This window comes from Novilysobacter antarcticus (assembly GCF_019802285.1).
Classification (GTDB): Bacteria; Pseudomonadota; Gammaproteobacteria; order Xanthomonadales; family Xanthomonadaceae; genus Novilysobacter; species Novilysobacter antarcticus.
Genome location: NZ_JAIEUJ010000003.1, coordinates 99825 through 113297, shown reverse-complemented (window position 1 = coordinate 113297; position 13473 = coordinate 99825). Strand labels below are relative to the sequence as shown.

The 13473-nt window shown below is 62.9% G+C and carries 20 protein-coding genes; 19 read left to right on the top strand and 1 reads right to left on the bottom strand.

All coding sequences use genetic code 11. The features are described 5' to 3' along the window. Positions 1-2: 2 nt before the first annotated feature. The 19 genes from rpsQ to KZ491_RS09475 all read left to right on the top strand — a co-directional run bounded on the left by rpsQ (position 3) and on the right by KZ491_RS09475 (position 11395). On the top strand, positions 3-272 hold the full coding sequence (gene rpsQ / locus KZ491_RS09565) for a 30S ribosomal protein S17 (protein WP_222565654.1): 270 nt from the start codon (positions 3-5) through the stop codon (positions 270-272). Between the two features lie 15 nt (positions 273-287). Next, positions 288-656, top strand: coding sequence for a 50S ribosomal protein L14 (gene rplN / locus KZ491_RS09560; protein ID WP_193985941.1), 369 nt, complete (start codon positions 288-290; stop codon positions 654-656). Between the two features lie 14 nt (positions 657-670). Further along, complete coding sequence (gene rplX / locus KZ491_RS09555) at positions 671-985, top strand: 50S ribosomal protein L24 (RefSeq protein ID WP_222565653.1); 315 nt, start codon at positions 671-673, stop codon at positions 983-985. 11 nt (positions 986-996) lie between these two features. Then, complete coding sequence (gene rplE, locus KZ491_RS09550) at positions 997-1536, top strand: 50S ribosomal protein L5 (RefSeq protein WP_194341527.1); 540 nt, start codon at positions 997-999, stop codon at positions 1534-1536. Between the two features lie 15 nt (positions 1537-1551). Further along, on the top strand, positions 1552-1857 hold the full coding sequence (gene rpsN, locus KZ491_RS09545; RefSeq protein WP_222565652.1) for a 30S ribosomal protein S14: 306 nt from the start codon (positions 1552-1554) through the stop codon (positions 1855-1857). Between the two features lie 136 nt (positions 1858-1993). After that, positions 1994-2392: a 30S ribosomal protein S8 gene (gene rpsH, locus KZ491_RS09540; protein WP_222565651.1), complete on the top strand. Its 399-nt coding sequence runs from the start codon at positions 1994-1996 to the stop codon at positions 2390-2392. A 13-nt stretch (positions 2393-2405) separates the two neighbouring features. Then, positions 2406-2933: a 50S ribosomal protein L6 gene (rplF, locus tag KZ491_RS09535; RefSeq protein WP_222565650.1), complete on the top strand. Its 528-nt coding sequence runs from the start codon at positions 2406-2408 to the stop codon at positions 2931-2933. A gap of 37 nt (positions 2934-2970) precedes the next feature. After that, positions 2971-3324, top strand: a complete 354-nt coding sequence (rplR, locus tag KZ491_RS09530) for a 50S ribosomal protein L18 (RefSeq protein WP_222565649.1) — start codon at positions 2971-2973, stop codon at positions 3322-3324. Between the two features lie 153 nt (positions 3325-3477). Continuing rightward, on the top strand, positions 3478-4008 hold the full coding sequence (rpsE, locus tag KZ491_RS09525; RefSeq protein WP_043959554.1) for a 30S ribosomal protein S5: 531 nt from the start codon (positions 3478-3480) through the stop codon (positions 4006-4008). Then, positions 4001-4201, top strand: coding sequence for a 50S ribosomal protein L30 (gene rpmD, locus KZ491_RS09520; RefSeq protein ID WP_043959555.1), 201 nt, complete (start codon positions 4001-4003; stop codon positions 4199-4201). The genes rpsE and rpmD overlap by 8 nt, the downstream gene beginning before the upstream one ends. A gap of 4 nt (positions 4202-4205) precedes the next feature. Next, positions 4206-4643, top strand: a complete 438-nt coding sequence (rplO, locus tag KZ491_RS09515) for a 50S ribosomal protein L15 (protein WP_222565648.1) — start codon at positions 4206-4208, stop codon at positions 4641-4643. A 28-nt stretch (positions 4644-4671) separates the two neighbouring features. Then, positions 4672-6009, top strand: coding sequence for a preprotein translocase subunit SecY (gene secY / locus KZ491_RS09510; RefSeq protein ID WP_407070795.1), 1338 nt, complete (start codon positions 4672-4674; stop codon positions 6007-6009). A 398-nt stretch (positions 6010-6407) separates the two neighbouring features. Further along, positions 6408-6764, top strand: coding sequence for a 30S ribosomal protein S13 (gene rpsM / locus KZ491_RS09505; protein ID WP_222565647.1), 357 nt, complete (start codon positions 6408-6410; stop codon positions 6762-6764). 10 nt (positions 6765-6774) lie between these two features. Next, the gene (gene rpsK, locus KZ491_RS09500) at positions 6775-7167 is read left to right on the top strand and encodes a 30S ribosomal protein S11 (RefSeq protein ID WP_043959559.1); all 393 of its coding nucleotides are present in this window, start codon (positions 6775-6777) and stop codon (positions 7165-7167) included. Between the two features lie 14 nt (positions 7168-7181). After that, complete coding sequence (gene rpsD, locus KZ491_RS09495) at positions 7182-7811, top strand: 30S ribosomal protein S4 (protein ID WP_043959560.1); 630 nt, start codon at positions 7182-7184, stop codon at positions 7809-7811. A 59-nt stretch (positions 7812-7870) separates the two neighbouring features. Then, positions 7871-8869: a DNA-directed RNA polymerase subunit alpha gene (locus tag KZ491_RS09490; RefSeq protein WP_222565646.1), complete on the top strand. Its 999-nt coding sequence runs from the start codon at positions 7871-7873 to the stop codon at positions 8867-8869. Between the two features lie 16 nt (positions 8870-8885). Next, positions 8886-9260, top strand: a complete 375-nt coding sequence (gene rplQ, locus KZ491_RS09485) for a 50S ribosomal protein L17 (RefSeq protein ID WP_043959562.1) — start codon at positions 8886-8888, stop codon at positions 9258-9260. Positions 9261-9387: 127 nt separating this feature from the next. Next, complete coding sequence (locus KZ491_RS09480) at positions 9388-9897, top strand: disulfide bond formation protein B (protein ID WP_222565645.1); 510 nt, start codon at positions 9388-9390, stop codon at positions 9895-9897. Between the two features lie 100 nt (positions 9898-9997). Then, a complete protein-coding gene (locus KZ491_RS09475; protein WP_222565644.1) occupies positions 9998-11395 on the top strand; it encodes a class II 3-deoxy-7-phosphoheptulonate synthase in 1398 nt (465 codons plus the stop codon). 111 nt (positions 11396-11506) lie between these two features. Here KZ491_RS09475 and typA read toward each other — a convergent pair whose 3' ends face one another. Continuing rightward, positions 11507-13333, bottom strand: a complete 1827-nt coding sequence (typA, locus tag KZ491_RS09470; protein ID WP_222565933.1) for a translational GTPase TypA — start codon at positions 13331-13333, stop codon at positions 11507-11509. Between the last annotated feature and the right edge of the window lie 140 nt (positions 13334-13473).

Below are 13473 nucleotides of genomic sequence, written 5' to 3'. Positions count from 1 at the left end.
CCATGACCGACAACAATACAGAGAAGGCGCTGCGCACGGTCGAAGGACGCGTGGTCAGCAACAAGATGGACAAGACCGTCACCGTGCTCGTCGAGCGCCAGGTCAAGCACGCGCTGTACGGCAAGTACATCCGTCGCTCGACCAAGCTGCACGCGCACGATGCGGACAACACCTGCAACGAGGGCGACGTGGTCCGGATTTCCGAGATCGCGCCGATGTCGAAGACCAAGAACTGGCGTGTGGTGGAAGTTGTCACCCGCGCTGTCGAATAACGAGGAGGCTGAACCATGATCCAGATGCAAAGCTACCTCACGGTGGCAGACAATTCCGGCGCGAAGGAAGTGATGTGCATCAAGGTGCTCGGCGGCTCCAAGCGCCGTTACGCCGCGATCGGCGACGTCATCAAAGTGACCGTGAAAGACGCGATTCCGCGGGGCAAGGTCAAGAAGGGCGACGTCTATGACGCCGTCGTGGTGCGTACCCGCAAGGGCGTTCGCCGCCCGGATGGGTCGTTGATCCGCTTCGATGGCAACGCCGCCGTCCTGCTGAACAACAAGCAGGAGCCGATTGGCACCCGAATCTTTGGGCCCGTGACCCGTGAACTGCGTTCCGAGAAGTTCATGAAGATCGTCTCGCTCGCCCCAGAAGTGCTCTGAGCGGAGGAATTGACATGAACCGTATCAAGAAGGGCGACCACGTGATCGTCACCGCCGGCAAGGACAAGGGCAAGAGGGGTGATGTGGTGCGTGTGGCAGGCGACAAGGTCGTCGTGTCCAACGTCAACATCATCAAGCGCCACACCAAGCCGAACCCGCAGGTCGGCCAGGCCGGCGGCGTGATCGAGCGTGAAGCGCCGATCCATATCTCCAACGTGATGGTGTTCAACCCGGCATCGGGCAAGGGCGAGCGCGTTGGCATCAAAGTGCTGGAGGATGGACGCAAAATGCGTGTGTTCCGCTCCAGCGGCGAGGCGCTAGACGCCTGAGGAATGCTGAAATGACCCGGCTTGAAAAATTCTACAAAGAAGAAGTGGTTCCGTCCCTGACCGAGAAGTTCGGTTACACGAACCCGATGCAGGTGCCGCGCATCTCCAAGATCACCTTGAACATGGGTGTGGGCGAGGCGGCCACCAACAAGAAAGTGCTGGAGAACGCCGTCGCCGATATGACCAAGATCGCCGGCCAGAAGCCGATCGTGACCAACAGCCGCGTTTCCGTGGCCTCGTTCAAGATCCGTGACGGCTGGCCGATCGGTTGCAAGGTCACCCTGCGCCGTTCGAGGATGTTCGAGTTCCTCGATCGTCTGATCAACGTCTCGCTGCCGCGCGTGCGTGACTTCCGTGGTGTGTCTGGCAAGTCCTTTGACGGGCGTGGCAACTACAACATGGGCGTCAAGGAACAGATCATCTTCCCGGAAATCGATTACGACCAGGTGGATGCTGTCCGGGGCATGGACATCGCGATCATCACGACCGCGAACACCGATGCCGAAGCCCGCGCCCTGCTGGAAGCGTTCCGCTTCCCGTTCCGCACCTAATCCAAGGACCTATCCATGGCAAAGACCTCAATGGTCAACCGCGACCTGAAGCGGGCGAAGCTGGCGGAGAAGTACGCCGCCAAGCGCGCCGAGCTGAAGAAGACCATCTCCAGCCCGTCCAGCTCCTACGAGGAGAAGGAAGAGGCGGTGATCAAGCTGCAGAAACTGCCGCGTGACTCGTCCCCGTCGCGCCAGCGAAACCGCTGCGCCCTGACCGGCCGTTCGCGCGGCGTATACGCGAAGTTCGGCCTCGGCCGCAACAAGCTGCGCGAAGCCACGATGCGTGGCGACGTACCGGGCCTGCGCAAGGCCAGCTGGTAAAAAAAGTGGTAATGCGGGTCGGTTAGTCTGCTAGACTTGCCGGCTAGCCACGCTCCATGCGCGTCAGCCGTTTTCGGCGCGCCACAACTGAATTCGCAATCGCGCGGATATCGGTGCACTCATCAGGTAACTACACATGAGCATGACTGATCCCATCGCCGACATGTTCGTCCGCATCCGCAATGCGGCCGCGGTCGGCAAGCCGTCGGTAAAAATGCCGTCGTCCAAGACCAAGGTGGCTATCGCCAAGGTGCTGGAAGACGAAGGCTACATCCTCGGCACCACCGTCACCGATATCGGCAACGGCAAGCACGAGCTCCAGGTCGACCTCAAGTACTACGAGGGCAAGCCGGTAATCGAGCAGCTGAAGCGCTATTCGCGCTCCGGCCTGCGCCAGTACCGAGGCAAGGACCAGCTGCCCAAGGTGCTCAACGGCTTGGGTGTCGCCATCATTTCCACCTCCAAAGGCATCATGACCGATTCGAAGGCGCGCGAGCTCGGCGTCGGCGGTGAAGTCCTGTGCTTCGTGGCATAAGGGAGTAACGACCATGTCCCGTATTGCCAACAAGCCTATCGTCCTGGCCAAGGGCGTCCAGCTGGATGTCCAGTCCGGTAACGTGAGCGTCAAGGGTCCGAAGGGCGCCCTCTCGATGGCCGTGCCCGAAGGCGTCCAGATCAAGATCGAAGACGGTCAGGCGCTCATGAGCGCCGACACCCCGGCACACGTCGCCGTTACCGGCACGATGCGCTCGATCATCGCCAACATGGTTCACGGCGTTTCCGAAGGCTTCGAGCGCAAGCTCGAGCTCGTCGGCGTCGGCTACCGAGCCGCGATGCAGGGCAAGGACCTGAGCCTTTCGCTCGGTTTCTCGCACCCGATCGTGTTCACCGCTCCGGAAGGCATCACCATCACCACCCCTACCCAGACCGAAGTTCTGGTCCAGGGTGCCGACAACCAGCGTGTCGGTGAGGTGGCTGCCAAGATTCGTGGCTTCCGTCCGCCCGAGCCCTACAAGGGCAAGGGTGTGAAGTACGCCGGCGAGACCATCATTCGCAAGGAAGCCAAGAAGGCCTGATCACCATCAGGGGCCTTCAGCTTTCGAGGACCAGACAATGAACAAGAACATCGCCCGCCTGCGCCGCGCCAAATCCACCCGTTCGCATATCCGCACGCTCGGCGTCCCGCGCCTGTCGGTGCTGCGTACCGGTCAGCACCTGTACGCGCAGGTATTCACTGCCGACGGCTCGCAGTGCCTCGCCGCCGCCTCGACCACCCAGTCGAGCGTGATGGAAGGCCTGAAGAACGGCCGCAACGCCGACGCCGCTGTCAAGGTTGGCCAGGCAATTGCCGCTGCGGCCAAGGCCGCCGGCATCGAGAAGGTTGCTTTCGACCGCTCGGGTTATCGCTACCATGGTCGCGTCAAGGCGCTGGCCGATGCCGCCCGCGAAGGTGGCCTGCAGTTCTAAGCCGGGACGGGGCTTCTGTCCCGTTTCCGTACCTGCCGACGCGGGTCGCGTCGGGTGTGATCCCAGGTTCCTGTGGTCGCACGGCGCCCGGAAGTGTCAACAATCATAAGCGGCAACGCCGCAAATTCCCTATTCAAACCAGGTAACTGCAAGATGGCTAACGAACGCGATTCGCGGGGGCGTGGTCCCCGTGACGAAATCGACGACGGGATGATCGAGAAGCTGATCACCGTCAACCGTGTCAGCAAGACCGTCAAGGGCGGTCGCCAGTTCACGTTCACCGCTTTGACGGTGGTCGGCGATGGTGGCGGCAAGGTCGGCATGGGTTACGCGAAGGCGCGCGAAGTGCCGGCCGCGATCCAGAAGTCGATGGAGCAGGCACGCAAGAACATGAAGGGTGTCGATCTGAACAACGGCACGCTTTGGCATTCGGTCAAGTCCGGCCACGGCGCAGCGCATGTGTACATGCAGCCGGCGTCGGAAGGTACCGGCGTGATCGCGGGCGGCGCAATGCGCGCTGTGCTCGAGGCGGTCGGCGTGCGTGATGTGCTGGCCAAGGCCACCGGTTCACGCAATCCGATCAACCTGGTGCGGGCGACGTTGCGTGGCCTTTCCGAGATGCATTCGCCGGAGAAGATCGCGGCCAAGCGCGGCAAGAAGGTCGAGGAATTGAACCATGGCTGATGCAACTGAAAACAAGAACGGCACCGTCAAGGTGCGTCTGGTCAAGGGTCTGCGTGGTACCCAGGGTCGGCACCGGCTGTCGGTGAAGGCATTGGGCCTGCGCAAGATCAATGACGTCCGCGAGCTGAAGGACAGCCCGCAGGTTCGTGGCCTGATCAATACGGTCCATTACCTGGTCCGGGTCGAGGAGTAATACGATGCGTCTCAATACACTGTCGCCCGCAGAGGGCGCCCGCGAAGACCGCAAGCGCGTCGGTCGCGGTATCGGTTCCGGCCTGGGCAAGACCGCTGGTCGCGGACACAAGGGTTCCTTCGCGCGGTCCGGCAAGGGCAAGATCAAGGCCGGCTTCGAAGGCGGCCAGATGCCGATGCAGATGCGGCTGCCGAAAATTGGCTTCCGCAGCAAGACCAAGAACGACACCGCCGAAGTCATGCTCTACCAGTTGGACAAGCTTGAAGCGGGCGAGATCGATTTCGCCGCTCTGCGCGCCGCCGGCCTCGTGCCGACCCGCGCCAAGCGCGCCAAGCTGGTGGTGAAGGGCGAGGTTAGCAAGAAGTTCGTGTTCAAGGGCGTGCTGGCCACGGCCGGTGCCAAGGCCGCGGTTGAAGCGGCCGGCGGCAAGGTCGAGGAGTAGGTCACCGATGGCGCGTAGCAACAACGCCATGGCCGGCATGGGTGGCGGGCTCGGCAAATTCACCGAGCTCCGTCAGCGACTCATGTTTGTGCTGGGAGCACTGGTCGTCTACCGGGTGGGATGTTACATCCCGGTCCCGGGCGTCAATCCCGAGGCGATGTTGCGCTTGATGGAAAGCCAGCAGGGCACCATCGTGGACATGTTCAACATGTTCTCCGGTGGTGCGCTGGAGCGCTTCAGCCTGTTCGCGCTGAACGTGATGCCGTACATCTCCGCGTCCATCATCATGCAGTTGATGGTGCAGATCCTGCCCAGCATGAAGGCGATCCAGAAAGAGGGTGAGTCGGGCCGGCGCAAGATCACCCAGTGGTCGCGTCTTGGCGCGATCCCACTTGCGGTGTTCCAGGCCTGGGGCATCGCGACCGCCCTGCAGGCCGGGGGTGCCAGCCAGGGCATCCCGGTGGTTTACAGCCCCGGGGCGGGCTTCGTGATCACCGCGGTCATCTCGCTCACCGCCGGGACAATGTTCCTGATGTGGCTGGGCGAGCAGGTGACCGAGCGGGGTATCGGCAACGGTGTCTCGTTGATCATCTTCGCCGGCATCGTCGCCGGGTTGCCGTCGGCAGCGCTGAACATGTTCGAGCAGGTCCGCAACGGTGAGATGGGTACGCTTACCGCGATGGCGGTGGTGGCGATTGTTCTGGCCGTCACCTTCTTCGTGGTGTTTGTCGAGCGCGGCCAGCGGCGGATCACGGTCAACTACGCGCGGCGCCAGGGTGGCCGCAGCGCGTACATGAACCAGTCCTCGTTCCTGCCGCTGAAGCTCAACATGTCGGGCGTTATTCCGCCGATCTTCGCGTCCAGCATCGTGATGTTCCCGGCCACTGCGGCAACGTGGTTCAGCCAGGGTGATTCGTCCTCGTTCATGCTCAAGGTCAGCCAGTGGCTGAACCCCGGCGAGCCTCTGCACATGCTGCTTTACGGCGGGCTGATCGCCGGATTCACGTTTTTCTACACCGCGCTGGTCTTCAACTCGCAGGAAACCGCCGACAACTTGAAGAAGTCCGGTGCGCTGATCCCGGGCATCCGGCCGGGCAAGGCTACCGCGGACTATGTTGATGGTGTACTCACCCGGCTGACCGCGGCGGGTGCGACCTACCTGGTGATCGTGTGCCTGTTGCCGGAAGTGATGCGCTCACAGATGGGGACGTCGTTCTACTTCGGCGGCACCTCGTTGCTGATCGTGGTGGTGGTGGTGATGGACTTCATCGCGCAGATCCAGGCGCATTTGATGTCGCACCAGTACGAAAGCCTGTTGAAAAAGGCGAACCTGAAGGGTTCGCGCGGCGGCGCAGGCGCACGCTGAGCAAAAAGTGTTGATTCCTGCCAGTCGCTTCGGCTAGACTGGCGCGTCATCTTCGGCGTACGTCGCCGTGGATGCTGCTGATGTATCGAAAGCCCGGCCTCCACACCGGCTTTCATCAGGGCGACCTGCACGACGTCTCGCGTGCAGGTGGATCCGGACCCGTCTGCGCGCCAGAGTAGCGCGCGGTGTCCGGGAAGGCGGCTTGACAGCGCTTTCCCGGTCAGTCCTGGTTCGTCGCCGGAGCATGGGCACACTCCCCATGCCGTTGCGGCGCTGCGTCATAGACGGTGCGCCGCTTCCTATCATCCGAGACCTAGATGATTTTTCGATTCACTAACCAGTGAACCTTTCCACCGAGTTGTCAGGGCTCGGTTGCCAAACCAGTTGGAGATCGCGTTATGGCGCGTATTGCGGGCGTCAACCTGCCTGCCCAGAAGCACGTCTGGGTCGGGCTGCAGAACATCTACGGCATTGGCCGTACCCGTTCCAAACAAGTGTGCGAGTCGGCCGACGTGAAGCTGTCGACCAAGATCCGCGACCTGTCCGAGCCGGAAGTCGAGCGTCTCCGCGCCGAAATCGGCAAGTTCATCGTCGAAGGCGACCTGCGTCGTGAGGTCGGCATGTCGATCAAGCGCCTCATGGACCTGGGTTGCTACCGCGGCCTGCGTCATCGTCGCGGCCTGCCGCTTCGTGGCCAGCGCACCAAGACCAACGCACGTACCCGCAAGGGTCCGCGTCGGGCCATCCGGAAGTAAGGGGTAGATCATGGCCAATCCAAGCGGCTCGAAGACGAAGAAGAAGGTCAAGCGCGTCGTCACTGACGGCGTGGCCCACGTCCACGCTTCGTTCAACAACACCATCATCACGATCACCGACCGCCAGGGCAACGCGCTCTCGTGGGCGACTTCGGGCGGCGCGGGTTTCCGCGGTTCGCGCAAGTCGACCCCGTTCGCCGCCCAGGTAGCTGCCGAGAAGGCCGGCCGTGCTGCGCTCGACTACGGCGTCAAGTCGTTGGAAGTGCGCATCAAGGGCCCGGGTCCGGGTCGGGAATCCGCCGTTCGTTCGTTGAACAACGTCGGGTACAAGATCATCAACATCATCGACGTGACGCCGATTCCGCACAACGGTTGCCGCCCGCCGAAAAAGCGTCGCGTCTGAGGAGCTGAAGAAGAATGGCTCGTTATATTGGTCCCACCTGCAAACTTGCCCGTCGCGAAGGCGTCGATCTCGGTCTCAAGTCCGCCTCGCGCGCCCTTGACTCCAAGTGCAAGCTTGAGCAGAAGCCCGGTCAGCATGGCGCGACGCTTCGTCGCGGCAAGATGTCCGATTACGCAAACCAGCTCCGCGAGAAGCAGAAGGTCAAGCGCACCTACGGGTTGCTTGAGCGCCAGTTCCGGAACTACTACAAGAAGGCGGCGGCGAAGCGCGGCAACACGGGTGAAATCCTGTTGCAGTTGCTCGAAACCCGTCTCGACAATGTCGTCTACCGCATGGGCTTTGCGGTGACCCGGCCGGCCGCGCGCCAGCTGGTGTCGCACCGTGGTGTCACGGTCAACGGCAAGTCGGTCAACCTGCCTTCCTACCAGGTCAAGGCCGGTGACGCGATCGCGTTGTCCGAGCGTGCGCAGAAGCAGTTGCGCGTGCAGGAGTCGCTGACCGTGTCGCAGCAGATGGACCTGTCGCCGTCCTGGATCGATGTGGACAGCAAGAAGTTTGCAGGTGTCTTCAAGGCGATTCCGGAGCGTACGGATCTGTCGGCCGACATTAACGAAGCGCTGATCATCGAGCTGTACTCGAAGTAATCCATCTGTTCTTGAGCCTCCGACCCGCCGGGTCGTGGGCTCACAGGAGACTCCACAAAATGACGGTTACCGCCAATCAGGTGCTGCGCCCGCGCGGTCCCCAGATCGAACGCCTCACCGACAACCGTGCAAGGGTGGTCATCGAGCCGCTCGAGCGTGGCTACGGTCACACGCTGGGCAACGCGTTGCGCCGGGTTCTGCTGTCCTCGATCCCGGGCTTCGCGATTACGGAAGTCGAGATCGATGGCGTGCTGCACGAATACACCACGGTCGAAGGATTGCAGGAGGACGTGCTCGAGGTCCTGCTCAACCTGAAGGACGTCGCCATCACCATGCACACCGGCGAGTCGGCGACGTTGTCGCTGACCAAGCAGGGTCCAGGCGTGGTGACTGCGGCCGACATCAAGACCGACCACAATGTCGAGGTCGTCAACGGCGACCACGTGATCGCGCACTTGACCAAGGACACCGCACTCAACATGCGCATCAAGGTCGAGCGTGGGTACGGCTACCAGCCTGCTACCACCCGCCGCAATCCGGAAGAAGAGACCCGCACCATCGGTCGCCTGATTCTGGATGCGAGCTTCAGCCCGATCCGCCGCGTGGCGTATTCGGTGGAAGCAGCGCGCGTTGAGCAGCGCACCGATCTGGACAAGTTGATCATCGACATCGAGACCAACGGCACAATCGACGCGGAAGAGGCGGTCCGTACCGCCGCTGAAGTGCTCAGTGACCAGCTGTCGGTGTTCGGCGACTTCACCCAGCGCGAGCGTGGTGCAGCCAAGCCGGCAAGCACCGGGATCGATCCGGTGCTGCTGCGTCCGATCGATGACCTGGAGCTCACGGTGCGGTCGGCCAACTGCCTCAAGGCGGAGAGCATCTACTACGTCGGCGATCTGATCCAGAAAACCGAAGTCGAACTGCTGAAGACGCCGAACCTCGGCAAGAAGTCGCTCACCGAGATCAAGGAAGTGCTCGCACAGCGCGGCCTCTCGCTCGGCATGAAGCTTGAAAACTGGCCGCCTGCAGGCATCGCCTCGCACGGCATGATGGGCTAAACAGGAAACAACACTCATGCGCCACCAGAAATCAGGACGCAAATTCAACCGTACCAGTGCCCATCGCGATGCGATGTTCACCAATATGGCCGCGTCGCTCATCAAGCACGGAGCAATCCGTACCACCCTGCCCAAGGCCAAGGAGCTGCGCCGCGTTGCGGAGCCGCTGATTACCCTTGGCAAGACCGATGGCGTTGCCAACCGTCGCCTCGCCTTCTCGCGCCTGCGCGACAAGGAAGCGGTGGGCACGCTGTTTGTCGAACTCGGCCCGCGTTACAGCGCGCGTCCGGGCGGTTACCTGCGCATCCTCAAGTGCGGTTTCCGCGCTGGCGACAATGCGCCGATGGCCTACGTGGAACTGGTTGACCGTCCGCAGTCCGCGGCGGAGTAATCGTTCCTCGACTGCCAAGGGGTAGCAATGCCCTGCCGCACGCATCGACCCTGGCCTTGCGCCGGGGTTTTTGCGTTAAGCGGCTTGGCCTTTGCGCAGCTGCCACAAGTCCGTATCGTGTAGCCCCATGACGACACTCGCAACGCGTACCGCCGGTTTTCGCCGCCGTTTCCTGCTTGGCTTCGTGGCTTGTGCCGGACTGATCGGTTATGCGCTCTACACCCAGATCTACGGCGGTTTGCTGCCGTGTCCGCTGTGCATTTTCCAGCGGGTCGCCTTCGCAGCGGTCGGGCTGGTCTTCCTGGTGGGCGGGCTGCACGCACCGATCGGTCGGATGGGGCGCCGCGTGTACGGCGGACTCGCATTCCTGACCGCGCTGGTCGGCATGGGAGTGGCAGGCAACCACGTGCGACTGCAGCATCTACCACCTGACCAGGTGCCGTCCTGTGGCCCGGGGCTCGATTACATGCTTGAGGCGATGCCGTTGACCGGCGTGATCCGCAAGGTGATGACTGGATCGGGAGAATGTGCGGAGGTCGACTGGAGCTTCCTGGGTCTGGCGATGCCGGCATGGAGCCTTCTCTGGTTTGTCCTGCTCGGTGCCTGGGCGCTGTATGCGAGCACGCGCGCAGACTGAGGGTGGTCGGCGCGGGCGTTGGTCCTTTGGGCGGACGTTGCAACTTTGTCGGCACGCATGGATGATGTAATGCTGCTCCGCAACAAAAGTCCTTACCGCCATGCCCACCGCCGAACGCAGCCTGCACTCCGTGAATCTCCCCGAGAACTGGAACCCGACCTCCTGGCGCGAGCGCACCGCGCTCCAGCTGCCGACCTATGGTGATGCCGACGAGCTCGCCGCGGTGCTGGCGGAGCTGCGGGCGCTGCCCCCGCTGGTGACGTCCTGGGAAATCCTCGCGCTCAAGCAGCAGATCGCCGATGCGCAGGACGGGAAGTGCTTCGTGCTGCAGGGTGGCGATTGCGCTGAGACATTCGATGCGTGCTCCTCGGATGTGATCTCCAACCGCCTGAAGGTGTTGTTGCAGATGAGCCTCGTGCTCGTGCACGGCATGCGTAAGCCGGTGGTTCGGGTGGGCCGGTTCGCCGGTCAGTACGCCAAGCCGCGCTCTGCCGATACCGAGACGATTGATGGCGTGACCCTGCCGAGCTACCGCGGCGACATGGTCAATGCGCCATTGTTTGAGGCCGCTGCGCGGCGCCCGGATCCGCGGCGGATGGTAAAAGCCCACGCCCGCTCGGCCATGACGATGAATTTCGTGCGTGCGCTGATCGATGGCGGTTTCGCTGACCTGCGCCATCCCGAGTACTGGAACCTGGACTGGGTTGGGCATTCACCGTTGGCGGCGGAATATCGCCGCATGGTCGAGTCGATCGGCGACGCGGTCCGCTTCATGGAGACGTTGTCGGGCGGGTCGGTGCGCAACCTGGACCGGGTTGATTTCTACACCTCGCACGAGGCGTTGCTGCTGCCATACGAGGAGTCGTTCACCCGCCAGGTGCCGCGTCACTGGGGTTGGTTCAACCTGAGCACCCACTACCCGTGGATCGGCATGCGCACCGCGGCGCTCGACGGTGCGCACGTCGAGTACTTCCGCGGCATACGCAATCCGATCGCGCTCAAGGTGGGCCCGTCGGTCACGCCGGATCAGCTGATGCGGGTGGTGGATGTGCTCAATCCGCAGGACGAACCGGGCCGGTTGACTCTCATCCATCGGATGGGCGCGGCCCATATCGCCGAGAAATTGCCGCCGCTGCTGGACGCCGTGCGGCGCGACGGTCGCCGCGTGCTTTGGGTGTGCGATCCAATGCACGGCAACACCGAGGCGACCGCGAACGGCTACAAGACCCGCAAGTTTGCCAACATTGGGGACGAGCTTGAGCTGGCGTTTGACCTGCATGCGGCGGCCGGGACCCGGTTGGGCGGTGCGCATCTGGAGCTGACCGGTGAGGACGTGACCGAGTGCACCGGCGGCGCGCGCGGGCTGACCGAGGGCGATCTGGAGCGTGCCTACCATTCCACGGTGGATCCGCGCCTGAACTACGAGCAGGCACTGGAAGTGGCCATGCTGATCGTGCGCAAGCAGTCACAGCTGTCGGCTGGCGACCAGGGCGTCTAAGCCGGGCTGCAGCCAGGCTGCCGGCACAAGCGTCAGCAACAAAAAAGCCGCCCGTGATGGGCGGCTTTTTCATGTCCGCCCCGCATGCTGCGCGGGGCGGTTGCCGGCCGGTCAGCCGCGGCTGGCGCGCTTGCGGTCGGTTTCGGTCAGGTGCTTCTTGCGCAGGCGGATTTCCTTCGGCGTCACCTCGACCAACTCGTCATCCTCGATGAAGTCCAGGGCCTGCTCCAGGGTGAACTTGATCGCCGGTGTCAGCTTGATCGCGTCATCCTTGCCCGAGGCGCGCATGTTGGTCAGCGGCTTGGTCTTGATCGGGTTGACGGTGAGGTCGTTGTCCTTGGAATGGATGCCGATCAACTGGCCTTCGTAGACGTTGTCGCCCTCGGCGGCAAACAGCTTGCCGCGCTCTTCCAGTGGGCCCAGCGAATACGCCGGGGTGGCGCCGGCCGAGTTGGAGATCATCACGCCGTTGGGGCGCTTGGCGATCGCGCCGACTTCGCGCGGGCCGTAATGGTCAAACACGTGGAACAGCAGGCCGGTGCCCTGGGTCAGGGTCTTGAACTCGTTCTGGAAGCCGATCAGCCCGCGCGCGGGGATCATGTAGTCCAGACGCACGCGTCCCTTGCCGTCGGATTCCATGTTCTTCAGTTGACCCTTGCGGATGCCGAGTTTTTCCATCACGCCGCCCTGGTGCTGTTCCTCGATGTCGACGACCAGTTGCTCGACCGGCTCCATCAGCTGGCCATCGATTTCCTTGATGATGACTTCCGGGCGGGACACGGCCAGCTCGAAACCTTCGCGGCGCATCGTCTCGATCAGCACCGACAGGTGCAGCTCGCCGCGGCCGGAAACCAGGAACTTGTCCGGATCCGAACCTTCCTCGACCTTGAGCGCGACGTTGTGCAGGGTCTCGCGCTCCAGGCGCTCGCGGATCTGGCGGCTGGTGATGAACTTGCCGCCGCTGAAGTCCTTGCGGCCGGCGAACGGCGAATTGTTGACCTGGAAGGTCATCGAGATGGTCGGCTCGTCCACGGTCAACGGCGGCAGGGCCTCGGGTGCATCCACCGAGCACAGGGTGTCGGAGATGCCCAGGTCCTGCACGCCGGAGATGGCGATGATGTCGCCAGCTTCCGCCTCTTCGACCTCGACCCGCTCCAGACCCATGAAGCCCAGCACCTGCAACACCTTCGCCTGGCGCTTCTTGCCTTCGCGGTCGATCACGGTGACCGGCATGTTGGTGCGTACCTTGCCACGCTGGATGCGGCCCACGCCGATCAGGCCGACAAAACTGTTGTAGTCCAGCTGGCTGATGCGCATCTGGAAGGGACCTTCGGGGTCCACCGCCGGCGGCGGAACGTGCTTCATGATCGCCTCGTACAGCGGGGTCATGTCGCCGTCGCGCACGGTGTCTTCCAGACCGGCGTAGCCGTGCAGCGCCGAGGTATAGACAATCGGGAAGTCGAGCTGCTCGTTGGTCGCGCCCAGCTTGTCGAACAGGTCGAACACCTGGTCGATCACCCAGTCGGGCCGCGCGCCGGGGCGGTCGATCTTGTTGATCACCACGATCGGCTTGAAGCCCATCGCGAACGCCTTCTGGGTGACGAACCGCGTCTGCGGCATCGGCCCGTCCATGGCGTCGACCAGGATCAGCACCGAGTCGACCATCGACAGCACGCGCTCGACCTCGCCGCCGAAGTCGGCGTGTCCCGGGGTATCGACGATGTTGATCCTGTTGCCCTGCCACGTGATGGCGGTATTCTTGGCCAGGATGGTGATGCCACGTTCCTTTTCCTGGTCGTTGCTGTCCATCACCCGCTCCGCCAGCACAGTGCGGTCGGAGAACGTGCCGGACTGCTTGAGCAGGCAATCAACGATGGTGGTTTTGCCGTGGTCAACGTGGGCGACGATGGCGATATTGCGTAGACGTTCGATGGACATTGGGTAGAGCGGCGCGTAGGCAGCTTTCATAAGGAAGTCCGCCAGTATATATGGCTGCGTGTTCTGCGCGGTAACCGGGTTGGGGTGGGTTAAACTTGGGGGTCTGGCGTTCGCACAAGCGCCCCCTTGAGAAAACCGGA